Raw genomic sequence first — 26496 nt, 5'->3', positions numbered from 1 at the left:
GCCGCCGACCGTCTGGTCGGCGGCCGGTTCGGCGCCTGTGCGGTTGTCCCCTTCTGTTCGGTGCGCGGGTTCATGACGCGTGCGGGTTCATCACGTGTGCGGGCAGCGGGGCCCGGCCCGACCGACCGGACCCCGCCCGCCGTCAGCCGCGGCGGACGCCCGTCCTCCGTCGCAGCACGGCACCCCCGCCCACCAGCGCGGTGGCTCCCAGGGCGGCCGCCGCCGTCACGGCCGGCAGTGCCGAACCGCCGCCCGGGGCCTGCGGGGCCTGCGCCACGGCGGCGAGTTCCGGCGCGGCGTCCACCTGGTAGCCGCCGCCCTCGCCCGACCGGTCGTACGCCGAGCCGGGCAGCTTGTCCCCGTACCGCTGGTGCACCAGCTGCTGGTAGGCGGCCAGGGTGACCCCGCCCGCGCCCACCGAGCGCCGGGCCTCGTCGTCCAGCGGCAGCACCCGGCCGTCGCGCAGCACGTACCAGGCGTTGACCTGCGGCTCGCGGAAGGCGGTGCCGCCGCCGCTGCCCGCCGCCTTCGCCGCGTAGTCGCTCTCGTCACCGCCCGAGGCGATGTTGACGACCTTCCAGGCCCCGCCCTGCCGCACGGTCCAGACCGAGGCGCTCTGCCCGTCCGCCGCGACCACCTTGCTGGCCGTGAACTCGGCCTTCGCCACCGGTGCGCCCGGGGTGCCGGCCACGAAGCCCGGGTCCAGCAGGTACACCGGCACCGTGTCGCCGGCCAGCCGCGGCGCGGCCTCGCTCGCCGCCCGGGCCTCCTCGGCGGCGCCGATGGTCAGCTGTCGGGTCGGCGGGACGCCTTTGCGGGCGAAGAAGTGGCCGACCTTGTCGAGGACGGCCGCGTCCTGGACGGCGCTGCGGGCCTGCGCCAGCTCGGCGGCGGGCACCGGGGCCGGGGCGGACGGGGAGTCCGCGTGCGCGGCCGGGGCGAGCGCCAGCGCGAGACCGGCGGTGAGCAGGACGGTGACGGCGGCCGTGGAGGTGACGGCCCGACGGCGGCTCTTGATCTCGGTCATGGTCGCCCTCACGCGCCGATCCGGTACAGGGAGTGGGTCCACGAGAACGTGTCGTTGTTCACGTAGTACTGGTAATCCGCCCAGTTGTAGCGGTAGTTGGAGGGCCACGGGTCGCCCCAGTAGACCCAGTTGCTCCCGGTGTCGTAGCCGTACAGGACGTGCATGTGGCCGCCGCCGGAGCTCCACTGGATGCGCGTCTCGATCGGGCGGTTGGCGTTCACCTCGGACTGTACGGTGCCGTAGTTCAGGTACCCGTTGACGTACGAACCCGGGTTGATGCCGACCCAGCTCAGCCCGTTCTGCACATCGCCCAGCGTGGCCTGGCTGTTGGGGCAGCTGGAGTTGACGGAGCGGCCGAACGCGGCGTTGCAGAACTGGTTCTGGCTGTAGTTGTAGCCGAACCAGGTGGCGATGGTGTTCCCGCTCGCCGCCCAGCACCAGTTGGTCTGCTGTTGCTGCTGCATGGTGATGTTGAGCTTCTTGTACGTGCCGGCCAGGTCGGCCGTGCTGCCGGGCGCGGCGGCCTGGCGGACCTGGTGCGTGGCCCGGTACTGGGCCGGCTGCCCGGCCGGGGCGGCGGCGATCGCGGGTGCGGCCATCGCGGCGGTGAGCGCCGGGCCCAGCACGCCGAGGGTGAGCAGCGAGACCGTGCGGCGCAGCCGTATCCGTGGAACTGGCATGGGGGAATGCCTCCTTGCACGAGTGGAGCGAGGGGCTGTGTGGGGGCGCGGTCCGGATCGCGCCCCGAGCATCGCGCCTCGTCAGGTACGGGTCAACGGGCCTCGGTGCGGCCCGGACCGAGGTGTGAACGGGCCGGTGCGGATGTGAACGACGCCCCGGGAACCCCCGCGCAGCAGGCCCGGACCGGTGACAAACCGCCGCATCGATGTGAATATTCACGGTCAAACGGCGGCCCGTCCCAGCCGTCGGTGCCGGACCGCCCGCACACCCGCACACCCGCACACCCGCACGCCCGCACGCACGCACGCACGCACGCCCGCACGCCCGCCCCAGGAGGCCGCCATCCGCAGGAGCGACCCAGCCGACCTCACCGCCGCCCTGCGCACGGGCCCCTTCCACCTCGCCCTGCGCACCGCGATCTCCGCCCGGGGCCTCGCCCTGCACCGCATCCGCCGCCACCTCGCCCTGCGCGGCGTCAACGTCGGTCTCACCAGCCTCAGTTACTGGCAGCAGGGCCACCGCCGCCCGGAACGCGCCGAGTCACTGCGCGCCGTCGCCGCCCTGGAGGAGGTCCTCGACCTGCCCGAGCACTCCCTGACCCGGCTGCTCGGCCCCCGTCGCGCCGCCGGCCCCGCCCCGGCCGGCCCGCCGGTGCGCCCCTACCGCGACCTCATCTCACCGGCCGTGGCCGTCGACGGCCTGCTCGCCACCCTCGCCGGCCCGCGCGACACCGGGCTGCACACCATCACCCACATCGAGCGCATCCGGGTCGGCCCCGACCGCCGGATCGCCCGCCGCGACTCCCAGCACGCCCTGCGCGCCCACCGCGACGGCATCGACCGCTACCTCGCCCTCTACCAGGGCGACCCGGGCAGCGACATCACCCGCGTCGGCGTCCGCGCCGAGGAGAACTGCCGCCCCGGCCGCATCCGCCGCGACCAGGCCCACCACCTGCTCGCCACCGAACTCCTCCTCGACCGCCGCCTGCGCACCGGCGACACCCACCTGCTCGGCTACGGCTTCGACGACTCCCCCTCGCCCGACCCCAGCTGCGAGTACGTCCGCGGCTTCAACTCCGGCGCCGGCCAGTACGTCCTCCAGATCACCTTCCACCCCGCCGCCCTCCCCGTCCGCTGCCACCGCTTCGCCCTCCATTCCCCCGGCGCCGCCCCGTACGAGACCGAGGAGCTCACCCTCGACGGGCACCACTGCGTCCACCTGGTGGCGACGGCGGTGCGGCCGTGCCTGCTGGGGATCCGCTGGGACTGGGAGTGAGGGGCGGCCGGCCCGGTGCCCGGCCGGGGGGCGGGAGACCGGACGCCGGGCCGGGGACGCGCGACCGGGCACCGGCCACCGGCTACGCCCGGCGGAAGTCCATGATCAGGGAGTCCTCCACCGGCAGGTAGCCGATCTGCTGGTAGATGGAGTTGCTGGTCGGGTTGGCGAGGTCGGTGTACAGCAGGACCTCGGTGGCGCCGCGGGCGAGGAGGTGGGCCGAGACGGCGGCGGTGACGGCGGTGCCGTAGCCGCGGCCGCGGCTCTCGGCGGGGGTGTAGACCGGGCCGATGCGGGACATCCCGGCGAGGATCGGGCTGCTGCCGGCCAGGGCGACCGGGCGGCCGTCGTCCTCCCACAGGTGCAGGCAGCCGCTCGCGGTCCGCTCGTCCACCGCCCGCGGGACGTCGGGGACGTCGACCCCCGCCTCGGCCAGGAACTCCTCGTACCAGCGGATCGCCTGCTCGCGGTCGGCCGGTTCCGCCAGCCGGTGGCGGCCCGCGGGCGGGCGCGGCGGGCCGGTCAACTCGCCGAGCCGGTAGAGCCGTTCGTCGAAGCGGACGGACTGCTCGGTGCCGGTCGCCGCCGTCCACGCGGCGGCGAAGGCGCGGACCGCCTCGGCACCCCCGCCGACCCCGGTCACCGTGGTGAACCCGGACCCGGCGGCGGCCAGGTCGACCGCCAGCTCGGCGGCCGCGGTCGGCGGCATGAAGGAGAGCCTGGGGTCGAACGGCGGTGTCCGGAGGAAGGCCCCGGCGACCGGACCGTCCTCCTCGGCCCGCCACCAGCCGAAGACCGGCGGCTCGCCGAACACCGTCAGGCCGGACACGGCCAGCCGGTGCGCGATGGTGAGCAGGACGGTGTTCTCGGCGGGGCGGGTGGCCAGGAAGGCGCCCGCCTGGTCGCGGAACTCGTCGAGGGAGGTGCTGAAAGTCCAGGTCATGGCCCATGGTGGACCGCCCGGGGCCGGTTCGCCAACGATTTCGCGGCCGCCCCCGGGGCTCCCGCTACTCGACCGCCACGCCCAGCTTCCCGGCCAGCGCCGCCGGATCGGTGGTCGGGGCGTCGCAGGCGAAGTGCCGGCAGACGTACGCCGCGGGCGCCCCGCCGACCAGCGGCCGGTCGGCCAGCAGCGGCACCTCGGGCTCCCCGGGCGCGCCGACCGCGACCACCGCCCCCGGCGCCGTCCCGAGCAGCGCGGCCCGTCGCAGCGCCGCGGTGGCCGGATCGCCGTCCGGGCCGACCACGGCGACCTCGCGCGGCCCGTCGAGCAGCGCCTCGGCGACGGCGAGGCCCCAGCCGATGAACCGCGGCGCCCGGCCGGCGAGCGCGCCGACCACGCCGAGGGCCCGCTCGGCGGCCGTGCGGTGCCGGTCGGATCCGGTGTACGCGGCGTACGTGAGCAGGGCGCCGGCGGCGGCCGTCCAACCGGACGGGGTGGCGTTGTCGGTCGGGTCCTGCGGGCGGCGGATCAGTTCCTCGGCGTCGTCGGCGGTGTCGTAGAGCGCGCCGGAGGTCTCGTCGGTGAAGTGCTTGAGCACGGTGTCGAGCAGGCCGCCCGCCAGCTGGAGCCAGGAGGACTCGCCGGTGACGGCGTACAGCGCGAGGAAGCCCTCGGCGGTGTCCGCGTAGTCCTCCAGCACGCCGGCGTTGGCACCGGCCCGACCGTCCCGGGAGGTGCGCAGCAGCCGGCCGTCCGGAGTGAGGTGGACGGCGAGCAGCAGGTCGGCGGCGCGTTCGGCGGCCTCGACCAGGTCGGGGCGGTCCAGCAGCGCGCCGGTCTCGGCGAGCGCGGCGACGGCCAGGCCGTTCCAGGCGGCGACCACCTTGTCGTCCCGGGCCGGGGCGGGGCGGGCCCCCCGGGCCTCGGCCATCCGCGACCGGATCGCCTCGTACTCGGCGAAGTCCTCGGGGTCGGCGAGGAGTTGGAGCACCGAGGTGCCGTGCTCGAAGGTGCCCTCGGCGGTGACGGTGAACAGCCGGGCGGCGGTGGCCGCGTCGGCGGGGCCGAGCAGGTCGACCAACTGGCCGGGCTCCCACACGTAGTAGGCGCCCTCGGCGGACTGCCCGGTCTCCTCGTCGAGGCTGTCGGCGTCCAGCGCGGAGGCGAACGCACCCTCGGGCGTGCGGAGTTCGCGCAGCAGGAAGTCCGCGGTGGACAGCGCGACCCGGCGGGCGAGGGGCGAGCCGGTGGCCCGCCACAGGTGCAGGTAGGCGCGCAGCAGCAGGGCGTTGTCGTACAGCATCTTCTCGAAGTGCGGCACCACCCAGCCGGCGTCCACCGCGTACCGGGCGAAGCCGCCGCCGAGCTGGTCGTGGATGCCGCCGCGGGCCATCGCCCCGCCGGTGCGGACGGCCATCTCCAGCGCCGCCTCCGAACCGGTCCTGGCGTGGTGGCGCAGCAGGAACTCCAGCACCATGGCCGGCGGGAACTTGGGCGCGCCGCCGAAGCCACCGCGGCTCTGGTCGAAGTCCCGGCTGAGACTCACCAGCGCCTGGTGCAGGTCCGCCTCGCCGGGCGGGTTGTGGGCGCCGGCCGAGTAGACGGCGGCTCGCTCGGCCAGGTCGGCCCGGATCCGCCCGGCGACCTGCCCGACCTCCTCCCGGCGGTCCCGCCAGGCGGCCTCCACGCCCTCCAGCACCTGCCGGAAGGACGGCATCCCGTGCCGGGGCTGCGGCGGGAAGTAGGTGCCGAAGTAAAACGGCTCCTTGTCGGGGGTGAGGAACACCGTCATCGGCCACCCGCCCTGCCCGGTCGCGGCCTGCACCGCCTCCATGTACACGGCGTCGACGTCCGGCCGCTCCTCCCGGTCCACCTTGACCGGCACGAACCGCTCGTTGAGGTACTCGGCGAGCCCGGCGTCCTCGAAGCTCTCGTGCGCCATGACGTGGCACCAGTGGCAGGCCGCGTAACCCACCGACAGCAGCACCGGCACGCCGCGCCGCTTGGCCTCCGCGAAGGCCTCGGGGCCCCAGGGCCACCAGTCGACGGGGTTGTCGGCGTGCTGGAGCAGGTACGGCGAGGTCGCGTCCGCGAGACGGTTCGGCATGCGTCCATCCTCGCGCATCCGGCGCTCGGCGCGCGGCAGGTCAGGCCGGTCCGGACCAGTAACTGATCCCGAGGTTGGCGTCGAAGGTGCGCATCCGTCCGAGCACCTGGTCGGGGGTCGGGCCGAGGAGCTCGTCGACGATGCGGCCGTCGGCGAGGAAGACGACGCGGTCGGCGTACGAGGCCGCGACCGGGTCGTGGGTGACCATCACGACGGTCTGGCCGAGCTCCCGGACGCACCGGCGCAGCAGCGCGAGGATCTCGGCGGCGGAGCGGGAGTCCAGGTTGCCGGTCGGTTCGTCGGCGAAGACGATCCGGGGCCGGCCGGCCAGCGCCCGGACGCAGGCGACGCGCTGCTGCTGGCCGCCGGAGAGCTGGGCCGGGCGGTGGCCGAGCCGGGCGCCGAGGCCGGCCGCCTCGACCAGGGTGCGCAGCCACTGCTGGTCGGGGGTGCGGCCGGCCAGGGTCAGCGGCAGGGTGATGTTCTCCGACACCGTCAGGGTGGGGATCAGGTGGAAGGCCTGGAAGACGAAGCCCACGTGGTCACGGCGGAGCCTGGTCAGTTGGCCGTCGCTCAGCCGGGTCAGGTCCACGTCGCCGATCCGGGCCGCGCCCGAGGTGCAGGACTCCAGCCCGGCGAGGCACTGGAGCAGGGTGGACTTGCCGGAACCGGACGGGCCCATGATCGCCGCGAACTCCCCCTCCCGGAAGGCCACCGAGACCCGCTCCAGCGCCACCACCCGGGCGTCTCCCGACCCGTGCACCTTGGTCAGGTCGACGGCCGCCGCGGCGGCCGGGGCGTGGTTCGCGGCGGCGCGGGGCGGGCCTCCGGGACGGGACGGGCCTCCCGCGAGGGAGTGGGGCTCGGTCATCGGTGGTGCTCTCCTCGGCTGGACACGGGCGAAGGTCAGGACTGGGGTCTGGGCCGGGGGCCGGACGGGCCTGCGGGCGGGCCCGTGCACGGGCCGGTGCACGGGGTGGCGGGCGGCACCAGGCCGGTGCCGGCGCCCAGCAGGGCGAGGGAGCGGACCGCGAGCTCCCGCCCGGCCGCGGCCGGGCGGCCCTGGTGGCCGCCGGTGTCGTGGTGGTCGAGCAGGACCGGCGCGGCCCCGGTGCCGGCCCGTCCGAGCGCCGCGCAGAGCTTCCAGGCGTGCCAGGGCGGCACCCGCGCGTCGTTCGCCCCGGTGGCGAACAGCACCGCCGGGTACGCCGTCCCGGGCACCACCCGGTGGTACGGGGAGTAGTCGAGCAGCGCCCGCAGCGCCTGCGGGTCGGCCGGATCGCCGTACTCCTCCGCCCAGAGCCGGCCGAGGCCGCCGACCTGGTAGCGGGCCAGGTCGGTGAGCGGGGCCGCGCACACCGCGGCGGACAGCAGACCGGGCTCCCGGGTGAGCGCGGCGGCGACCACCAGGGCCCCGTTGCTGGCGGCCAGCGCGCCCAGCCCGCCGGCCGGGGCCTCGCCGCGTTCGACCAGCATCGCGGCGGCGGCCCGGAAGTCGTCCACGGTGGCGCTCTTGCCGGCGCCCCGGCCGGCGGCCGCCCAGGCGGGGCCGAGTTCGCCGCCGCCGCGCGCGTGCACCCAGGCGATCCGGCCGCCGGCCCGCAGCCAGGCCTCCAGGGCCGGATCCCAGGCGGGTTCCAGGGGGAGGCCGAAGCCCCCGTAGACGGTGAGCAGGGTGGGTGCGGGGCGGCCGCTGTCCTGCGGACCGGGGTCGCAGACCGTCACCGGGACGGGCGCGCCGTCCCGGCCGGCGGCGGTGAGTGTGCGCAGCGCGGCGCGGCGCTCGGGGGGTTCGACCGGGCCCGAGCCGTCCAGACTCCTGGTCCAGGTGCCGTACCGGGGGTCGTCGGCGAGCAGCCAGACCGACCCGCCGACCCGCCCGTGCCGGTCGTACGGGGTGGCGCCGAGGCGCAGCCGGGCGGGCCAGTGCAGTGCGGTGACACCGCCACCCGGCGCCCCGCCCGCCGTCCCGTCCGCTGCCTCTCCCGGTGCCCCGCCCGCCGCCCCGCCCGGCCGGTGCACGTCGAGCCGGTGGGTGGTCCCCAGCCGGCGGAGCAGCGCCAGGCCGGGCCTCCGGCCCGGGCCGAGCACCCGCAGGGCGGTGACCGGGCCCGCGGGCGCTTCGCCGACGACGGGCGATTCGCCGGCAGCGGGCGGCCCGCCGCCGGCGAGCGGCGCGGGCCGGCCGGTGGCGCCCCGGGCCGGCTCGTCCAGGTCCAGCGCAAGCAGCTCGTCGCCGGCGAGGAAGCAGACGGTCTCGTTCAGGTCCAGGGCGGTGACCCGCCGGCCGTCGAGGTCGAGCGGCTGCCAGTCGGGCATCGCCCGGCCGGTCCACCGGGTGGCCCACCAGCGCACCGGGCCGGACGGCTGCGGGCGGGTGCGCAGCAGCAGGTTCCCGCCTGGTCCGCCGTGGAGGGTGAGCCGGACCGGCCCGGGCACCGGCAGGGCGAGCCGACGGGCGGGGCCGTCGGCCGGGTGGCGGGCCACCAGGGTGTGCTCGGTGCGGGTGCCGGCGGTGTACACCAGCGCCTCGCCGGTGAAGGCGAGGGTCGCGTACGGGGCCGCGTCGGGCAGGTGGCGGGGCCGGTCGCCCGGGTGGGTGGGGAGCAGGTGCAGGCCGCCGGTCTCCGTTCCGTCCCGGTGCAGCTGGACGGCGATGAACCGGCCGTGCGGCTCGGGCTGCCAGCCGGCGATCCGGTCGCCGGGGCCGATGACGCCCTCGGTCGGTGTCCGGCGGGTGCCGTCGGGGTGCCGGACGGTCAGGACGTCGCCGTCCGGGCCGCGTTCGTGGCGGAAGAGCAGGCCGCCGGCCTCGGCGGGCGGGGTGGGCGTCCGGTCGGGCGCCTCCCGTTCCACCCGGTCGAGCAGGGCGGCCCAGGCGGGCTCGTCGGAGCGCTGCGGGCGGGCGGCCAGCAGGCGCCGCTGATCGGCGAGCCAGGCCCGGGTGCGCGGGGTGTCCGCGTCCTCCAGCCAGCGGTACGGGTCCGCCGGCGCGGGGTGCGCCGCCCGGTGGTCGAGGTCAGCCATGGACGGCCTCTGCGGGGTTGTCGCTCCGTCGTTCCGGGTCGTCTCCCGGCCCGGCCGGTCCGGGGGGCCGGTAGCCGGACCGGCCCGCCGTGGCGGCCGTCCCGACCACGGCGAGGAGCACCACGATCACGGCCGCGCCGGCCACCGTGCCGGTCAGTCCGAACGCGTGGGCGCACAGGCCCGCGAGGGTCGGTCCGGCGGGCGCGACCAGCTGGGCGAGGAAGCCGATGCCGCTGTGCACCCGGCCCTGCAGACCCGGTGGGGTCACCTCCATCTGGGTGACCGCGATCAGCAGGGTGACCACCGGCCCGGCGGCCGCGGCGACGGCCAGCGGCAGGACCGCCGCCCAGTGCCCCTGGGCCAGGGTGAAACCGGGCAGGGCGAGCGCGACCACGGCGGTGCCGAGGGCGATGCCCCGGGCGGGCGGCAGCCGCCGGGCCAGGGCCGGCGCGAGCAGCGATCCGGCCAGCCCGCCGGTGCCCAGGGCCGCGGTCAGCACCCCGATGTGCAGGGCGCCCCCGCCCGAGGCGACCACCACGATCAGCAGCCCGTTGAACACCAGGTTGAGCACGGCCGCGTTGACCACCGCGTAGCGCAGGAAGGGCACCCGCCAGATGAACCGGACGCCTTCGGCCAGCGCGGCCCGGACTCCGGGCGCGGCGGGCTCGTCCTCGGGGGGCTCCCGCCGTCCCCCGGGCAGCAGGGCCACGCAGCAGACGGCCGCCAGGTAGCTGCCGGCGTCGACGGCGAACACCCAGGACGGGTGGACGGCCAGCAGCGCGCCGCCGGCCAGCGGGCCGGCGGTCGTCGCGACGGCCGCCCTGCTCTGCAGCAGGCCGACCGCGCGGGGGAGGTGCTCGGGCCGCACGAAGCACCGCACCACGACGTTCTCGACGGGCGCCAGGGTGCTGCCCACCGCGCCGAGCAGCAGGGCGGCGACCAGCAGCGCCCACAGCGGTGGCGTGCCGCCGGCGGCCGACAGGGCCAGCACGGCCAGCACGACCGCGCCGGCCGCGTTGCCGAGCAGCAGCACGGTCCGCCGCTCGCAGCGGTCGGCGAGGACGCCGGCCGGCAGCCGGGCCAGCAGCACCCCGACGGAGAGCGCCGTGCCGGCCAGTCCGGCCTGCCGGACGTCGCCGCCGGCCCGCAGCGCGACCACCGGGAGGGCGATCACCGAGGCGGCCGTCCCCAGGGCCGAGGCGGACTCGCCGCCGTAGAGCAGCCAGAACGACCGCCCCAGCCCCCCGACGGCCGCCGCGCTCACGCCGACCCCGTCGCGAACTGGCTCCGGATGCCGCGCAACGGACGGGCCGCCAGCGCCGCCGGGACGGCGGTGGCGGCCAGCACCCCGAGCAGGACGCCGACCGTCCACGGCACGTCCAGGGCGGGCAGCACCCCCTGCCCGACGGCCCCGGCCAGCGGCACCAGGCAGATCCCGGCCGTCGCCACCGCGAGGACCGTCCCGACCAGCGCCGAGGCCAGCACCTCGTACACCACGCAGCGCAGCAGCTGCCCGCGGCCGAGGCCGAGGGCCCGCAGGTGGGCGCGCTGGGAGCGGCGGTCCCGCTGGGCGATGGCGCAGGTGTTGGCGACGGCGAGCAGCGCGTACCCGCCCACCACGGAGACGATCAGCCGGGAGGCCATGTCGTCCTGCACGTTGCGCGGCCGCAGGTGGGCCAGGTAGTCGGCCCGCGCGGCGAGCCGCTGGCCGGGCCGGAGCTCCCAGGCGCTCGGGTCACCGCGGAGCAGCACCCGGTCGGCGTACGGGGCCGGGGTGTGCGCGAGGGCGAGGTCGGGGGGGAGGACGTAGGAGGGGAAGGCCAGATCCCGCTGGTAGACGGCGACGAGCCGCAGCTGCGCCTCCTGCCCGTCGGCGAGCGTGAAGGTGACGGCCTGGCCGAGCTTCCAGTGGTGCGAGGTGGCCTCGGTGCTGCCGGCGGCGAACGTACCGGGCGCCAGCTCGTCCAGTCGGCCCTGCTGTTCACCGAGGTCCAGGACGCTCCGCAGGGCCGCCCCGTCGACGCCCCAGGCGCGGGTGGGCTTGGGCTTGTTGTCGTAGAAGCTGGGCGGCGCGGTCACCCGGGTGGCGATCGGCGCGACGGTGCTCCCGCCGGGCAGGCCGGCGGGCCGGGCGGGCAACTGGTTGCCCGGCTCGGCCGTCACCACCGCGTCGGCCCGCAGCGCCTGCTCGGTCTGCTGCTGCACGGCGGCCCCGATGGTCGCCCCCGAGCCGAGCAGGCAGACCACGGTGCCGACGGCCAGCAGGACGGGCACCGCGATCGCGGTCGTCCGGGCGGGCGCGGCCCGCAGCCCGGCGGCGGCGATCCGGCCGGCCTTCCGGTCCAGCCGCAGCACCGCGCAGCAGGGGCCGACGAGCAGCGGCACGAACCAGGGTGCGAGCACCGCGAGCGTGGGGATGACGACCGTGGCCAGGCCCATCACCATCGCGCCCTGGAGCACCGGCGGCAGGTCCATCACGACCATCAGGGCCACGAGCGGACCACAGAGCAGCAGGACCATGGCGATGCCCGCCACCAGCCGGCCGGCGTTGCGGCGGGGCGGGGCCAGGGCCAGTGACTGGTCCTTGAGAAGGTCGATCGGCTGGACCCGGCCGGCCGCCAGCACGCTGGCCAGCGCGGCCAGCACCGCGACCGCGCAGGTGCCGAGGCAGGCGCCGGCCGCGATCGCCCAGGTCTGCCCGGTGGAGGGCAGGTCGACGGCGGCGGGGAACAGCTCGCGCTCGATAAGCAGGCGCCGGCCGAACCCGGCCGCCGGGACCGTCCCGGCCACCGCGGCGACGGCGGAGGGGGCCAGCGCGACCAGCGCGACGTCCGCGACGACCAGGGCCCGCAGCCGGCCGGCCGTCACCCCGAGGGCGCGCAGCACGGCGAACTGCCCGAGCCGCTGATTGGTCCAGAGCGCGACCGTCGACCCCGTCACCAGCACCGCCGACATCAGCAGCAGCGTCAGCAGCAGGCCCAGCAGGCTCTGCGCGTCCTTGGCCGCCGCTCCGGCCGCCGAACCCTCCGGGTAGGACGGGCCGCTGACCGCCGCGAGCAGCAGCAGGCAGGCGCCCACACCGGTGGCCGTGAGCGCGCAGGCGACCGCGACACCTATGACCCGCCCCGGGTACGCCCGTACCTCGGCGACGCACAGTCGCAGCGCGCCGAACGGTCCGCTCGGTCGGGTAGTCGGTTCCGATGCCACGGCCACGGTTATCTCACCCCAAAACGGTAAATAGGATGCAGAGTTGGGGAAGGCCGCATGTGCCGCGGTCTTCCCCACCTGCCATCCGTTACTGCCGGCCCCCGAGGGTCAGCAGCTGAACAGGCTGTACGAGCTGAACGGGGCGTCGACGACGATCTCCTCGTCGAGCTCCTGAAGCGCCAGGATGTCGGCCATGTCAGTCACCTCCCCTCGCCATCTCGCCGGGACGTGGTACCGGGCTCGGCCGGCTCCGGCGTCCACCCGTGAACGGGGTGGGCGCCGGGGAGCAGGCACTGCCCGGGGCTCTTGGCGGCGGCCAGCGCCAGCAGGGCGCCGGCGGAGCCGGTGGCCAGGTCGGTAGAGAGCCGGATCAGCTGGTCCCCATGCAGGACGCTGCCGTCCTGGTGGGGGGCCAGGTGCAGCTCCACCAGCCGGAGTTGGTCCTCCGCCCCGGCCCGCCAGTGCGGCAGGCGGGCGGCGACCTGGAACAGGGTGTAGGCGAGCCCGGCGCGGCCGTTGAACAGCCCGCCCTGGACAACCACCCGGACCGCGCCGGCCCGGGCCGCGGCCTCCAGCACCCGCTCGGCGCCGAGGGCTTCGGCCTGCGCCTCGGGCAGGGCCAGGACGGCGAGCGCCACTCCGGCCGAGCCCTCCGCCAGGTACGGCAGCAGCCGGCCCGAGCTGTACGTCTGCAGCATGTCGTCGACCAGCCGGCCGTGCCGCAGGTCGCAGCGGACGGCGCGTTCGGCGGCCTCCGCCCAGGCCGTGTCGCCGGTGAGGCGGGCGCAGCGGGCGAACAGCACCGCCGGCCCGGACCAGCCGCGCAGCAGCCCCGGCCGGTCCAGCAGCCCGGCCTCGCCGATCCGCCCGGCGGCCTTGGCGGCCAGGGCGAGCGCCTCGTCCGTCGCGCCGGCCTCCAGCAGCAGCTGGGCGACGCCCGTCAGGCCGCCGTACAGGCCGAGCGAGGAGGGCAACGGGCCGGCCAGCAGCCGGTCCACCACGTTCGGGGCGTCCGGGTGCCCGAGCCGGTGGAACAGCCAGCCGGCTCCGGCCAGCCCGTCGTACAGCCCGGCAGGCGTGTCCGCCGGGGCGCGCCGCACGACGGCGGTGAGCCAGTCCAGTTGCTCCTCGTCCGGTGCGGCCCCGGCCAGGTGCCGGGCGAGCAGCACGCCGGAGGAGCCGTACGCCAGCCCGAGTGCGCCGCCGGGGCGCAGCCCGGCCACGTCGCCGGGATGGAGGCGGTCCTCCCGCCCGGGCGTCGCCGCGCCGTCGATGCCGCGCAGCAGGGCCGCGGCGGTGAGCTCCGCCCGGGGCCCGGCCGCGGGCCGGGCCCCGAGGTGGGGCCGCAGCGCCGGGGAGAGGGCGAGCCGCTCCGTCATCCGTTCGGCGAAGCCGGCGGGCACCGTCGGGAAGGACTCCGCGACGAGGTCCAGCAGCCCGCCGACGACGGCCGGGTTGCGCCGGGTGAGCGCGGTCAGCGAGACGAAGGCGGCGAGCTGGCAGCAGCCGAGCGCGAACAGGTCGGCCTCGCGGGCGTCGGTGATCGCCGGGTCGGTGAAGCCGGGGGCGCCGAGGGTACGCCTGCGCGGGGTGTCGAGCGGCGTCGAGAGTTCGAAGTCGACCAGGGCGACGGTGCCGTCCGGACGGATCATGATGTTGCGGTGGTGGAGGTCCCCGAACGCCACCCCCTCCCGGTGCAGCGCCGCGACGCACTCCTCGACCAGCGCGAGCCGGGTGACCGCGAGCCCCGCGAAGTCGGCCAGCGTCCGGGCGTCCGGGCGGTGCCGGGTGAGCGGGTACTCCCGGCCCAGCCAGGCGCTGAAGGACTCGCCGGGGATGTACTCCATCACCAGGTAGTGGTGCTCCCAGCTGGTGAAGTACTCGTACAGCTCCGGCACGAACGGCAGGTGGCCGATCCGCTCCAGGGCGTCCCGCTCGACCAGCAGCCGGGCCACCGCGTCCGTCTCCGAGGCGTCCAGTCCGGCGTGCGGACGGGCCTCCTTGATGACGACCTGTCGGCCGTCCTCGTCCTCGGCGAGGTAGACCCCGCCGGCGTTGGAGAAGTGCAGCGCCTTGACCACCCGGTAGCGGCCGAGGCCGGCTCCCGCGTCGGCGGCGGCCGCGGCGATCCGCTCGGCCAGGAAGTCCGGGGTGGAGGCCCACTCCGGGACGGTGAAGCGCGGGCGCCGGGCGTCCGGCACCAGCCGGCCGTCCGGGTCCTCCACCGCGGGCACCCTGGTGCCGTCCGGCAGCTCGCACCACATCAGGGCGAAGCCTCCGTAGCGCACCGACACCGGGCCCTGGTTCCACCGCAGGTCGGACAGGACGTACGGACCGGGGCGGCCGCCCAGCGCCTCGTCCAGCTCGGCGAGGACGGTCTCCAGCTCCGCGGCCGTCCGCGGGTAGACGGTGACGACCTTGCCGCTGGCGGACCGGTCGGCGTACTTGGCGTTCGTCACCGCGACCACCAGCCGGCTGCGCAGGTACTTCCAGGGCAGTCCGAGCCGGCGGCAGACCCGCCAGGCCGTCTCGATCGTCTCCTCGGCGGATTCGGGCGTGGCGCTGACGTGGACCTTCCAGCCCTGCTCCGGCAGCCGGGGGCCGCCGGGCGGCGCCAGCACCTCCCACACCCCCTGGGTGCGGCCGCGCCAGCCCTCGGGCAGCAGGCCCCCGCCCGGAGCGAACCGGGAGTCCTGGTCGTCACACCGCTCCAGGGCGTCGTACCACACCGGGTCGGCTATCGCATACGACTCGTATTTCGCGTCCACTTCGCCCTCCGCCCCCTTTCGAATTTCCGCTGAACCGAATTCCGGTTTTCGCCGGAACTTTCAAAGCCTCGGTGCCCCGTTCCGACAGGAACCATCCTTCCCGGACGCCCCGTCACATGACAACAGTGTTAAGCGGGAACTGAATCCGACACATACCAGGCGGAATCCCGGCCTTCACTTCGGAAGCGCCGAAAACCCGTGCGATCATGACGCCATGAAGACGCGTGTCGTGATCGCCGACGACCAGGCGAGCGTCCGCCAGGGGTTCCGGCACATCCTGGCGGCCCAGCCCGACATGGAGGTCGTGGCCGAGGCCGCGGACGGCCTGGAGGCCCTGGAGGCCGTCCGCGCCCTGCGGCCGGACGTCCTGCTGGTCGACATCCGGATGCCGGAGCTGGACGGGCTGGAGGTCACCCGCCGGCTGACCGGCATCACCCCGGAGGTGAAGGTCGTGGTGGTGACCACCTTCGACCTCGACGAGTACGTGCACACCGCGCTGCGCAACGGCGCCTGCGGGTTCCTGCTCAAGCACTCGGGGCCCGCACTGCTCGCCGAGGCGATCCGCTCGGCGGTGGTCGGCGACTCGCTGATCAGCCCGCAGATCACCACCCGCCTGCTGCACCACTTCACCGGCCCGCGCCGGGTCGACCGCTCCCCCGTCGAGCCGCTGACCGGCCGCGAGGAGGAGATCGCCGTCCTGGTCGCCGAGGGGCTGACCAACTCCGACATCGGCGCCGAGCTGTTCATCTCGCTGAGCACCGTCAAGACCCACCTGGCCAACCTCCAGCGCAAGTTGAAGGCCCGCAACCGGGTGGGCATCGCCACCTGGGCCTGGGAGTCGGGCCTGACCGAGCGCGGCTGAGCCGGCCCGCCCGCGACCGGCCGCACGACCCGGGCCCCTCATCGCAGCGCCCGCCGACGGCCCTCGACCCGCCGCGGGGCCGCGCCGCCGAGGGGCCGACCCTCCCTGCCCGACGGGGCCTCACCGCGCAGCAGCGCCCGCCCCAGCGGGGTGACGGTGTGCAGCACGCCGTTGCCGCAGCGCCGGGTGTCGATCAGCCCGGCCGCCCTCAGTACGGAGGTGTGCTGGCTGACCGCCGAGGCGGTCACGCCCAGCCGCCCCGCCAGCTCGCCGGTGGTACAGCCGTCCAGCACGGCGTGGAGGGCCGCGGCCCTGGTCCGGCCGACCAGGGCGGCCAGCGGCTCGCCCCCGCCCCGGCGCGCGCACCGCGCCGCGTCCGGCGCACCCGCGGGCACGGGAAGGCCGATCCGGTCGGGACGCATCGCGAAGAGCAGCGTCGGGGCCTCCTCGGGCTCCCCGCGCCGGGGCCGGAGCACCACTGCGGCGCCCTGCAGGAAGAGCGAGGGCACCAGCCGCAGCCCCCGCCCGTCGAGGGCGAGCTCGACGTCCCGCTCGGCGGGGATCTCCAGCACCGGGGCGGCCCAGCGGATCTGCGGGTGCAGCGTGCCGAGCAGCGCGTCCACCCCGCCGCGGCCGGCGATCTGGCGGCGGACGTCCCGCTCCGCCTCCAGCCGGGACCGGACGTCCGCCCAGCAGGGCTGCAGCGCCACCCGGTGGAACTCGCGGACCGCCGCGGCGACATCGGCCCGCTGGACCACCGGCTCGGCGCCGCGGCCGGACGACACGATCCGGCCATTCGCCCACACCCGCAGTACGTCCCGGAAACCACCGTTGGCTCCCGAAAGGCGCCGCAGCCGCTCGGCCAGCACCGGCTGTCGCGCCAACTGCCCGCGAACGGCCCGCTGCCAGGGGCGGAAGAATTCCCCGCCGCTCCGCCACGCCTCCAGTGCCAGCACCGCCTCCATCTCCTGGTTGACATTTCCAGCAATTCGTACACGAGCCAGATCCTCGGCAGACATCGCAATGCGAATCACAGGCTGTTCCCCCGCTCGGGATTCTTGCGTCGGGACGGCCCAGGGGAACCCCGCGCCCTGATCGCCGCACCGACATCCTTGCCCGCCCGCGAGGCGCGTCGCCATCGGCCGATCGGCCCATTTGATCGTCCGGAACACCGAATCGGCCGCCGCCGGATGTGCCGAATGGCCTGGATGGACCGGTCGGCAGGCTCGAATCAGCCGTCCGGCCGGGGCCGACGGAACCACCCCGCCCGGTCAGCCCCCGAGGCCCGCCACACCCTCCGTCGGCAGCACCGCGCCGACCCGCCAGCCGCCCTCCGGCCCCGGTCCGGCCGTCAGCTCACCGCCGGCCGCCTCCACCCGTTCCCGCAGGCCCGCGAGGCCGAAGCCGCCGCCCTCCCGCTCCGCCCCGCCCAGCGCGCCGCCGGCACCGCCGCCACCGTCCGCACCCCCGGCACCACCCGCACCACCACTACCGCCCGCCCCGCCGGAGTCCCCCGCCCCGCCCGGCACCCCGTCGTCGGTGACCGTGACGCGCAACGCCGGCCGCTCGCCGCACCGGTCCGGACCGACCTCGATCGCCACCTCCCGGGCCTCGGGCGCGTGCCGGCGGACATTGGTCAGCGCCTCCACCACCAGCCGGTAGCCGAGCCCGCTGATCGCCGCCGGCACCGCCGCCAGTTCGGCCTCCGTGGGGGCCTCCAGCCGCACCCGCGCGGAACCGCTGCGGGTGAACCGCTCGGCCAGCGCGGGCAGTTCGCTCAGGTCGCGGCGCAGAGTGCGCGCACCGGGCCCACCCGCCGCCGCCCGCCCCGCGCCCCGTCCGGCTCCCGCCGCCGCCCCCCGGTCCGCCGTCGTCTCCGTCCCGGACCGCCCGCGCGGCTCCGGATCGGCATCGTCCGCCGCGAAGACCTGCACGGTCCGGTCCATGGTGACCAGCGCCTGCCGGCCGGCCGCCTCGATCCCGGCCAGCAGCTCGACCACCCGCTGGGGGTCCTGCTGGGCCAGCACCTGCGCGGCCTGGGCCAGCACCACCACCCCGGTGACGTCGTGCGCGGCGAAGTCGTGCAGGTCGCGGGCCAGGTCCAGGCGCTGTGCCCGCCGCTCGGCCACCACCGCCGCCCGGGCACGGGTATCCATCGAGCGCAGGTAGCAGCCGACCCCGACCACCGCGCAGGCCAGCAGCGCCGAGATCAGGCAGAGCTTGGTGGTCACCGCGGGCGGGGCCGGCGGTTCGGCCCAGACCCCGATCCGCAGCGGTATCAGCGCCACCGCCGCGACCAGCAGCGCGCCGTAGCCGAAGGCGGCCGCCGCCGGGGGCCTGCGCACCGCGGGGACGACCGGCGCGAGCAGCGCGACGGTCTCCAGCAGCCACCAGGACTCGATGCTGCCGAACACCGGTCCGCGGTAGCCGGCCGTCACCAGCAGCGACACCGCGCAGGCGGCCAGCACCGAAGGGCCCACCGCGCCGACCCGTCCCGGGGCCCAGAGCACCGGGAACAGCCCGGCCACCACCGCCACCGCGCCGGAGAGGACGATCAGCGGCCCCGGGTTCCCCAACCCCGCCGCCGCGGCCGCCAGCACCCCCGCCGCCGCCGCTCCGTACCCCGCCCTGCGCACCACGGTGTGCCACGACCACGTCATGGTTCGGGATCCTACGAAGCCTGACGGCCCGCCAGGGCTGCTTCACCGAAGGCCGGTCCCGCGGGACCGGCCGACGGCTCACTCCTTCGGCGCCTCCGGCTGCTCGACGAAGTCGACCTTCTTGAACTGCCGGTTCATCGACTTGGCCAGGAACCAGGTCGCGACGCCGAGGGCCGCGAAGACGAGGAAGCCGAGCAGGCCGGGAGTGACCTTGGCGTCGTCGACGGCGAGGTCAGCGGCGATGTTGATGAGGTTCACGGAGGCGCTCATATCTCTATGGTGGCCCGGCTCACGCGGAGCCGGGCCGTCGGGGGGTGGTTCAGTCGCGCGTGTCGGCGGCCTCGGCCGCCAGGGTGGGGGTGCGCAGGCCGGCGAACAGGTCGTCCTCCGGCAGGTCCACGTCGACCAGGGTACGGGCGAGCTCGTAGTCCTCGGTGGGCCAGACCTCGCGCTGTACCTCCAGCGGGACGCGGAACCACGGGCCGTCCGGGTCGATCTGGGTCGCGTGGGCGATCAGCGCGCGGTCGCGGGTCTCGAACCAGTCGTCGCAGCGGACCCGGGTGGTGATCTCGCGCTCCTTGCGGCCGCTCTTCTCCCAGCCCTCGATCCACTCGCCGTACGGCGACTCGTGGCCGTGCTCGGTGAGGTACTCGTGCAGGGCCCGGATGCGGCCCATCGGAAAGCCGTGGTTGTAGTACAGCTTGAGCGGCTGCCAGGGCTCGCCGGCCTCCGGGTAGGCGTCCGGGTCGCCCGCGGCGTCGAACGCCAGCATGGTGATCTTGTGGGTCATGATGTGGTCCGGGTGCGGGTAGCCGCCGTTCTCGTCGTAGGTCGTGATGACCTGCGGCTTGAACTCGCGGATCAGCCGGACCAGCGGCTCCGCCGCCTCCTTGACGTCCTGGAGGGCGAAGCAGCCCTCGGGCAGCGGGGGCAGCGGGTCCCCCTCGGGCAGGCCGGAGTCCACGAAGCCCAGCCAGGCCTGCCCGACGCCGAGGATCGCCCGCGCCTCGTCCATCTCCTTGCGGCGCACCTCGTGGATGTTCTCCTCGATGTACGGGTCCCCCTGGAGCTTGGGGTTGAGGACCGACCCGCGCTCGCCCCCCGTGCAGGTGGCCACCAGCACGTCCACGCCCTGCTCGACGTACATGGCCATGGTGGCCGCGCCCTTGCTGGACTCGTCGTCCGGGTGGGCGTGCACCGCCATCAGTCGCAACTGCTCAGTCAACGCCTTGCGTTCCTTCCACACTCGTCGGGCGTTCCGCGAAGTCCGGGTCTGCCCACCGTTCGAACCGCTCACTCCGGGACCGCGTCGCCGCGGGGCCGGGCCGCGGAACGTCACCGGCGCGGCCGAGCCCTGCCCCCGCCGGACCGGCCGCGGGCGTGCCCCTCCTATAGTGACGGACTGGAGGAGCGTCGCATTCCCCCGCACCACCCCGCGCCCCCAGGAGAGGACGGAGTCCGATGAGTGCAGACACCACCGCCACCGGTCTGCCCGAGGGGCGCTACGGCCGCGGCGGCGACCGCGACTCGGACCGCCGCCTCAAGGTGATCGGCGCGGTCTGCGGCGTGCTCGGCCTGGGCCTGATCGCCTGGCTGGGCGGCTCCTACCTGCTGCGCGAGTCGAAGATCAACGGCTCGGTGCCGACCTTCCAGGTGCTCTCCGACTCCGAGGTCCAGCTGCACCTCACCGTGCGCAAGGGCGACGGGCAGGCCGGCACCTGCACGGTCCGCTCGCAGTCCGACGACCACGCGGTGGTCGGGGTCGCCGACTTCCCGGTCCCGGCGGCCGGATCCAGCTACGACGCGGTGGTCACCCTGCGCACCACCGCGCGCGGCACCACCGCGGAGCTGCTGGGCTGCACCCCGGCCAAGTAGCGCGCCCGGGCAACGCGCGCCCCGAGCGGCGCACCCACCCCCGGTAGCGCGCATATTCGATCCGGGGAGCGGGCATCCGTAGAGGGTCCCGCACACCACTGCCGTACACCAGGGCGTAACGCCGCCGTCAATGGCGCGCAAACGCCCCTCCCGCTTGTCAGCAGGACTTGTTAGTCTCGTGGTTTCGCCCCTTCCGCACCGGATGGTACGGGAGCGGGCGTTGCTTTGTAGTTGAGACCGATATCACCACCGACCCCTGCTGACGACTCACACCCTCAGCACAGCCCCCAGCACCTACGAGGAGCACCCGTGACCCAGACCAGCGAGAACGTGACCTGGCTCACTCAGGCCGGCTACGACCAGCTCAAGGCCGAGCTGGAACACCTGACCGGGCCCTGGCGCATCGAGATCGCCCAGAAGATCGAGGCGGCGCGCGAGGAGGGCGACCTCAAGGAGAACGCCGGCTACCACGCGGCGAAGGAGGAGCAGGGGAAGTACGAGCTGCGCATCCGTCAGCTGACCCAGCTGCTGGAGCGGGCCAAGGTCGGCGAGGCGCCGGCCGACTCGGGCGTGGTGGCCCCGGGCATGGTCGTCACGGTCGCCTTCGACGGCGACGCGGACGACCTCATGGAGTTCCTGCTGGCCTCCCGCGAGGTCGCGGGCGCCGACGACCTGGACGTCTACTCCCCGCAGTCCCCGCTGGGCCGCGCCATCGACGGCAAGCGGATCGGCGACGAGGCCACCTACGAGCTGCCGAACGGCAAGCCGGCCATGGTGAAGATCGTCAAGGTCGTGCCGCACGCCGGCTGATCCGGCCGCCCTGCGGCGTTCCGGACGGCGCCCGGTCAGACGGTCGAGGAGCGGTACTTGCGCACCGACAGCCAGGAGAACACCGCGGTGATCACGATCGACCACAGCACCGACACCAGCGCCGCGTGCTGCATCGGCCAGGCGCTGTCCACCGGCCCGACCTGGTTGCCGAACAGCACCCGGCAGGCCTGCACGGTGGCGCTGAACGGGTTCCAGTACGCGACCGGCTGGAGCCACTCCGGCATCGAGGTGACCGGCACGAAGGCGTTGGACACGAAGGTCAGCGGGAACAGCCAGATCAGCCCGGCCGAGGTGGCCGCCTCGGGGCTGCGCACCGACAGGCCGATCAGCGCGCCGATCCAGGAGAAGGCGTAGCCGAGCAGGAGCAGCAGGCCGAAGGCGGCGAGCGCGTTGAGCAGGCCGTCGTGGATCCGCCAGCCGACCAGCAACGCGACCATCGCCAGCACGACCAGGATGAACGCGGTCTGGCACAGGTCCGCGAGGGTGCGGCCGACCAGCACCGCCGAACGGGCCATCGGCAGCGAGCGGAACCGGTCCACCAGCCCCTTGCTCATGTCCTCCGCGATGCCCGCCGAGGCTCCGGCGACGGCGAAGGTGACGGTCTGGGCGAAGATGCCGGCCATCAGGAACTGGATGTACGTGTCCGAGCCGGAGCTCGTGCCGGGGATCTTGATCGCCCCGCCCATCACGTACGAGAACAGCAGCACGAACATGACCGGCTGCATCAGCCCGAAGACCACGATCTCCGGGATGCGGGTCATCCGGCGCAGGTTGCGCTTGGCGACCACCCAGGAGTCGTGCAGGGCGGCGGCGACCCCCCGGCGCTGCCTGGGTATCGCCGGGCCGATGGCATGCTCGGTGGCGGTGCTCATCTCAGCTCTCCTTCCCGGCCGCGACGGCCTGCTTGTCCGGCCCCGGGCCGCTCCCGCCCCGGCCGCGCGCCTTGCGGCCGGCACCGTTCTCCTCCTCGGGGCGCTCCTCGGCGACGTGGCCGGTGAGGGTGAGGAAGACGTCGTCCAGGGTCGGGCGGCGCAGGCCGATGTCGTCCATCTCGATCCCGCGGGAGTCCAGCTCGCGGATCACGTCGGCGAGCACCCGGGCGCCGCCGGTGACCGGCGCGGTGATCCGGCGGGTGTTCCGCTCCACCGTCGGTTCGTTCAGCGCGTAGCCGGACAGCGCGGCGACCGCGTCGGCGACCAGGCCGGGCTCGTGCACCACGACCTCGATCCGCTCGCCGCCGATCTGCGCCTTGAGCTGGTCGGCGGTGCCGCGGGCGATCACCCGGCCCTGGTCGACGACCGCGATGTCGTGGGCGAGCCGGTCGGCCTCCTCCAGGTACTGGGTGGTGAGCAGCAGCGTGGTGCCCTGCTCGACCAGCGTCTCGATGACCTCCCAGAGCGCGAGCCGGTTGCGCGGGTCGAGGCCGGTGGTCGGCTCGTCCAGGAACATCACCGGCGGCCGGACGACCAGCGCGGCGGCGAGGTCCAGGCGCCGGCGCATGCCGCCGGAGTAGGTCTTGGCGGTGCGGTCCTTGGCCGCGGTGAGGTTGAACCACTCCAGCAGCTCCAGCGCCCGGGCCTTCGCGGCACGGTTGCTCATCTGGTAGAGCTCACCGACCATGGTGAGGTTCTCGAAGCCGGTCAGGTACTCGTCGACCGCCGCGTACTGGCCGGACAGGCCGATCAGGCTGCGGACCCGGTTGGGGTGCTTGAGCACGTCGACCCCGGCGACCACCGCGCGGCCGGAGTCGGGGCGGAGCAGGGTGGTGAGGACCCGCACGGTGGTGGTCTTCCCGGCGCCGTTCGGGCCGAGCAGCCCGAGCACCGTGCCCTCGGGGACGTCGAGGCTGACGCCGTCCAGGGCTCGTACGTCGCCGAAGGTCTTCACCAGGTTCTCGGCTTGGATGGCTGGCGCCATGGCCTTGCCTCATCTCCTCGAACATATGGGGCGATCTGTCCCACTTTGCCCTGATATTGGGCGCACGGGCGACCCGATTCTCGGCCCGCGGGGCCAGAACGCGATGTATCGCGAGTCTCCCAGTACGCGATATATCGCGTCAAGGGAGGGGGCTCAGCGGGAGACCACGTACCCCGCGTCCCGCAACTCCCCGACCACCAGCGCGCAGTGCTCCGGTCCCTTGGTCTCCAGGTGCAGGTCCACCTCGACCTCGGTCAGCCCCAGCCGCGGGTCGATCCGCACGTGCGCCACGTCCAGCACGTTGGCGTCCACCCTGGTCAGCACCGACAGCAGGTCCGCCAGCGCGCCCGGCCGGTCCGCCAGCCGCACCCGCAGCGACAGGTAGCGCCCGGCCGCCGCCAGCCCGTGCCGCAGCACCCGCTGCATCAGCTGGGGGTCGATGTTGCCACCGGACAGCACCGCCACCACCGGGCCCTCGAAGGAGTCCGGCTGCTCCAGCAGCGCCGCGATCGGCGCCGCCCCGGCCGGCTCCACCACCAGCTTCAGCCGCTCCAGCCCGAGCAGCAGCGCCCGCGACAGCGCGTCCTCGGAGACCGTACGGATGCCGTCCGCCAGCGTGTTGACCACCTCGAACGGGATGTCGCCGGGGCGCCCGACCATGATCCCGTCCGCCATGGTGGCGAAGTGCTCCAGCGACACCGGCCGCCCGGCCGCCAGCGAGGGCGGGTACGCGGCCGCACCGGCCGCCTGCACCCCGACCACCCGCACGTCCGGCCGCAGCGGCTTGACCGCCGCCGCGATCCCGGCCAGCAGTCCGCCCCCGCCCACCCCGACCAGGACGGTCCGCACCTCCGGGCACTGCTCCAGGATCTCCAGGCCGACGGTCGCCTGCCCGGTGACCACGTCCCAGTGGTCGAAGGGGTGGATGAACACCGCGCCGGTCGCCTCCGCGTACCGCTGCGCGGCCTGCAGGGCCTCGTCCACGGTGGCACCGTGCAACCGCACCTCGGCGCCGTACTCGCGGGTCGCCGCGACCTTCGGCAGCGGCGCGGCCACCGGCATGAACACCGTGGAGCGCACGCCCAGCAGCGCGGCCGCCAGCGCCACTCCCTGGGCGTGGTTGCCGGCGCTCGCCGCCACCACCCCGCCGGCCCGCTGCACCGGCGAGAGTCCCGCGATCCGCACGTACGCCCCGCGCAGTTTGAAGGACCCGGTGCGCTGGAGGTTCTCGCACTTCAGGTGGACCGGCGTACCGATCAGCCCGGAGAGGTACCGGCTGCCCTCCATCGGGGTCACCCGCGCGACCCCGGCGAGCATCTTCTGGGCACCGCGGACGTCGTCGAGGGTGATCGGCCAGGTGTGCATGGCGCCAGACTACGGGTGGGGGCGGCGGCAATCCGGGATGTCGGGCCTGTTCCCGGGCCCGCCCGGCCCGCGTACTCTGCTGCTTCTGAGCCTCCCTCACCGCACGACGATCGTGAGCCGCGATGACGACGACCTCGCCCCAGGCCACCGACCGCATCGACCCCGTGCACGCCCGACTCCAGTACCAGCTCGCGGTGTTCGCGCGCCGGATGGAGCAGGTCCGGACCTCCGGCGGCGGGGTCGGGGCGCTGGACCGGGCCGCCTATCTGCTGCTCGACCGGCTGGAGCGGCACGGGCCGGCCAACGTCAAGGCCCTGGCCGAGGCCCTGGGCGTGGACTCCTCCACGGTGACCCGCCAGGTCGCCCCGCTGGTCGCGGCCGGGCTGGTCGGCCGGGTGCAGGACCCGGCCGACCGCCGTGCCGTACGGCTCGCGCTGACCTCGCACGGCGTCGGCCGGCTCACCGAAGTCCGGGACGGCCGGGCCGAGTTGACCCGCCGCCTGGTGGCCGACTGGCCACCGGAGGAGCAGCACGCGTTCTGCGCCCTGCTGGCCCGCTTCAACCTCGCGATGGAGACGTACACGGCGGACCAGCAGGGGCAGTGAGCGGCGACGAGGGGCCGCGGGGCCCCTATCGCCTCAGCCCAGCGCCTGCTTGAGGTCGGCCAGCAGGTCGTCGATCGACTCGATGCCGACCGAGACGCGCACCAGGTCGGACGGCACCTCCAGCGCCGAGCCCGCCACCGAGGCGTGGGTCATCCGGCCCGGGTGCTCGATCAGCGACTCGACGCCGCCGAGCGACTCGCCGAGGGTGAACAGCTGCGCGCGGTTGCAGACCTCGACGGCCGCCTCCTCGCCGCCGGCGACCCGGAACGAGACCATGCCGCCGAAGGCCTTCATCTGCTTGGCCGCGATGTCGTGGCCGGGGTGCTCGGGCAGGCCCGGGTAGAGCACCTGGCTGACCTTCGGGTGGCTCGCCAGCAGCTCGGCGACCTTCTCCGCGTTGGCGCTGTGCCGGTCCATCCGGACGCCCAGCGTCTTGATGCCGCGCAGCACCAGCCAGGCGTCGAACGGGCCGGAGACGGCGCCCATCGCGTTCTGGTGGTACGCCACCTCCTCGCCGAGGCCCGCGTCGGCCAGCACCAGCGCACCGCCGACCACGTCCGAGTGGCCGCCCATGTACTTGGTGGTGGAGTGCACCACGGCGTCCGCGCCGAGCGCGATCGGCTGCTGGAGGTACGGGCTGGCGAAGGTGTTGTCGACCACCAGCAGCGCACCGGCGCCGTGGGCGACCTCGGCGAGCGCGGCCAGGTCGGTGATGCCCAGCAGCGGGTTGGACGGGGTCTCCACCCACACCGCGCGGGTGTTGGGGCGGATCGCGTCGCGGACGGTGGCCAGGTCCTGGGTGTTGGCCACGGAGAACTCGACGCCCCAGCGGGTCAGCACCTTGGCGAACAGCCGGAAGGTGCCGCCGTAGGCGTCGTTGGGGATCACGATGTGGTCGCCCGGCTTGAGGATGCTGCGCAGCAGGGTGTCCTCGGCGGCCAGGCCGGAGGCGAAGGCGAGGCCGCGGGCGCCGCCCTCCAGCGCCGCGAGGCACTCCTCCAGCGCGGTACGGGTCGGGTTGGCGCTGCGGCTGTACTCGTAGCCGCCCCGCAGGCCGCCCACCCCGTCCTGCTTGTAGGTGGACACCTGGTAGATCGGCGTGACGACGGCCCCGGTCTGGGGGTCTGCCTCCTGACCCGCGTGGATGGCGAGGGTCTCGAAGCCCTGAGGAAGCTGGTGCTCGGTCATGGGTCCGAGCCTAGTGTGCGAATGCCGTCGAGCCCGCACGAACCGACGATCGGGACGAACCCGCAGGTGGGAGCGGTGGTACGGCGGGCCGCAGGCGCGGCGCGCGGGCCCCTCCGACCGCCGCGACCCCATCGGTCGAACACGCGTTCAGCGCCGGG

Annotated in this window: 22 protein-coding genes; 5 read left to right on the top strand and 17 right to left on the bottom strand. The window is 75.1% G+C overall.

The window, feature by feature from the left end:
- Positions 1-142: 142 nt before the first annotated feature.
- Entirely contained in the window at positions 143-1027 is an 885-nt protein-coding gene (locus ACWGJO_RS12920; protein ID WP_452183465.1) for a hypothetical protein, read from the bottom strand.
- 8 nt (positions 1028-1035) lie between these two features.
- Positions 1036-1707: a papain-like cysteine protease family protein gene (locus ACWGJO_RS12915; RefSeq protein ID WP_452183464.1), complete on the bottom strand. Its 672-nt coding sequence runs from the start codon at positions 1705-1707 to the stop codon at positions 1036-1038.
- Between the two features lie 343 nt (positions 1708-2050).
- Between ACWGJO_RS12915 and ACWGJO_RS12910 the strand changes: the two genes are divergently transcribed.
- Positions 2051-2983 carry a hypothetical protein gene (locus ACWGJO_RS12910; RefSeq protein WP_452183467.1) on the top strand — a complete coding sequence of 311 codons (933 nt, stop codon included), beginning with the start codon at positions 2051-2053 and terminating at the stop codon, positions 2981-2983.
- A gap of 82 nt (positions 2984-3065) precedes the next feature.
- Here ACWGJO_RS12910 and ACWGJO_RS12905 read toward each other — a convergent pair whose 3' ends face one another.
- From ACWGJO_RS12905 to lanKC, 7 genes are all read right to left on the bottom strand, one after another.
- On the bottom strand, positions 3066-3926 hold the full coding sequence (locus ACWGJO_RS12905; protein ID WP_452183463.1) for a GNAT family N-acetyltransferase: 861 nt from the start codon (positions 3924-3926) through the stop codon (positions 3066-3068).
- Between the two features lie 64 nt (positions 3927-3990).
- Positions 3991-6033, bottom strand: coding sequence for a thioredoxin domain-containing protein (locus ACWGJO_RS12900; protein ID WP_452183462.1), 2043 nt, complete (start codon positions 6031-6033; stop codon positions 3991-3993).
- A 40-nt stretch (positions 6034-6073) separates the two neighbouring features.
- Positions 6074-6904, bottom strand: coding sequence for an ABC transporter ATP-binding protein (locus ACWGJO_RS12895; protein WP_359899475.1), 831 nt, complete (start codon positions 6902-6904; stop codon positions 6074-6076).
- A gap of 35 nt (positions 6905-6939) precedes the next feature.
- Positions 6940-9060, bottom strand: a complete 2121-nt coding sequence (locus ACWGJO_RS12890) for a prolyl oligopeptidase family serine peptidase (RefSeq protein ID WP_452183461.1) — start codon at positions 9058-9060, stop codon at positions 6940-6942.
- Entirely contained in the window at positions 9053-10324 is a 1272-nt protein-coding gene (locus ACWGJO_RS12885) for an MFS transporter (protein WP_452183460.1), read from the bottom strand. Before ACWGJO_RS12885 ends, ACWGJO_RS12890 begins: the two co-directional genes overlap by 8 nt.
- Entirely contained in the window at positions 10321-12267 is a 1947-nt protein-coding gene (locus ACWGJO_RS12880; RefSeq protein WP_452183459.1) for an FtsX-like permease family protein, read from the bottom strand. Before ACWGJO_RS12880 ends, ACWGJO_RS12885 begins: the two co-directional genes overlap by 4 nt.
- 200 nt (positions 12268-12467) lie before the next feature.
- Positions 12468-15035: a class III lanthionine synthetase LanKC gene (lanKC, locus tag ACWGJO_RS12875; protein WP_452183458.1), complete on the bottom strand. Its 2568-nt coding sequence runs from the start codon at positions 15033-15035 to the stop codon at positions 12468-12470.
- Between the two features lie 214 nt (positions 15036-15249).
- On the opposite strand from lanKC, the gene ACWGJO_RS12870 reads away from it, so the two are divergent.
- Positions 15250-15897, top strand: coding sequence for a response regulator (locus ACWGJO_RS12870; protein WP_452183457.1), 648 nt, complete (start codon positions 15250-15252; stop codon positions 15895-15897).
- Between the two features lie 38 nt (positions 15898-15935).
- On the opposite strand, the gene ACWGJO_RS12865 is transcribed toward ACWGJO_RS12870, so the two are convergent.
- From ACWGJO_RS12865 to mca, 4 genes are all read right to left on the bottom strand, one after another.
- Complete coding sequence (locus tag ACWGJO_RS12865; protein ID WP_452183456.1) at positions 15936-16916, bottom strand: ArsR/SmtB family transcription factor; 981 nt, start codon at positions 16914-16916, stop codon at positions 15936-15938.
- Between the two features lie 252 nt (positions 16917-17168).
- A complete protein-coding gene (locus tag ACWGJO_RS12860) occupies positions 17169-18557 on the bottom strand; it encodes a sensor histidine kinase (RefSeq protein WP_452183455.1) in 1389 nt (462 codons plus the stop codon).
- Between the two features lie 78 nt (positions 18558-18635).
- Positions 18636-18827 (bottom strand): hypothetical protein, encoded by a 192-nt coding sequence (locus tag ACWGJO_RS12855; protein WP_359899461.1) that lies wholly within the window; start codon positions 18825-18827, stop codon positions 18636-18638.
- A 49-nt stretch (positions 18828-18876) separates the two neighbouring features.
- Entirely contained in the window at positions 18877-19782 is a 906-nt protein-coding gene (gene mca / locus ACWGJO_RS12850) for a mycothiol conjugate amidase Mca (RefSeq protein ID WP_401044080.1), read from the bottom strand.
- Between the two features lie 236 nt (positions 19783-20018).
- Here mca and ACWGJO_RS12845 point away from each other — a divergent pair, with 236 nt between their 5' ends.
- Entirely contained in the window at positions 20019-20432 is a 414-nt protein-coding gene (locus ACWGJO_RS12845) for a DUF4307 domain-containing protein (protein WP_359899458.1), read from the top strand.
- Between the two features lie 309 nt (positions 20433-20741).
- The gene (gene greA, locus ACWGJO_RS12840; protein ID WP_359899456.1) at positions 20742-21242 is read left to right on the top strand and encodes a transcription elongation factor GreA; all 501 of its coding nucleotides are present in this window, start codon (positions 20742-20744) and stop codon (positions 21240-21242) included.
- 35 nt (positions 21243-21277) lie between these two features.
- Here greA and ACWGJO_RS12835 read toward each other — a convergent pair whose 3' ends face one another.
- The 3 genes from ACWGJO_RS12835 to ilvA all read right to left on the bottom strand — a co-directional run bounded on the left by ACWGJO_RS12835 (position 21278) and on the right by ilvA (position 24545).
- A complete protein-coding gene (locus tag ACWGJO_RS12835; RefSeq protein WP_452183454.1) occupies positions 21278-22135 on the bottom strand; it encodes an ABC transporter permease in 858 nt (285 codons plus the stop codon).
- A 1-nt stretch (position 22136) separates the two neighbouring features.
- Positions 22137-23180 (bottom strand): ATP-binding cassette domain-containing protein, encoded by a 1044-nt coding sequence (locus ACWGJO_RS12830; protein WP_452183453.1) that lies wholly within the window; start codon positions 23178-23180, stop codon positions 22137-22139.
- A gap of 153 nt (positions 23181-23333) precedes the next feature.
- A complete protein-coding gene (gene ilvA / locus ACWGJO_RS12825; RefSeq protein ID WP_452183452.1) occupies positions 23334-24545 on the bottom strand; it encodes a threonine ammonia-lyase in 1212 nt (403 codons plus the stop codon).
- 122 nt (positions 24546-24667) lie between these two features.
- Between ilvA and ACWGJO_RS12820 the strand changes: the two genes are divergently transcribed.
- On the top strand, positions 24668-25150 hold the full coding sequence (locus tag ACWGJO_RS12820) for a MarR family winged helix-turn-helix transcriptional regulator (protein ID WP_359914020.1): 483 nt from the start codon (positions 24668-24670) through the stop codon (positions 25148-25150).
- A 33-nt stretch (positions 25151-25183) separates the two neighbouring features.
- Here the strand turns inward: ACWGJO_RS12820 and ACWGJO_RS12815 are convergent, their stop codons facing one another.
- On the bottom strand, positions 25184-26338 hold the full coding sequence (locus ACWGJO_RS12815; protein ID WP_452183451.1) for a cystathionine gamma-synthase: 1155 nt from the start codon (positions 26336-26338) through the stop codon (positions 25184-25186).
- Between the last annotated feature and the right edge of the window lie 158 nt (positions 26339-26496).

This window comes from Kitasatospora sp. NPDC054795, assembly GCF_053611565.1.
The sequence above is the reverse complement of the archived record's forward strand: the minus strand, read 5'-3'. Positions and strand labels throughout refer to the sequence as shown.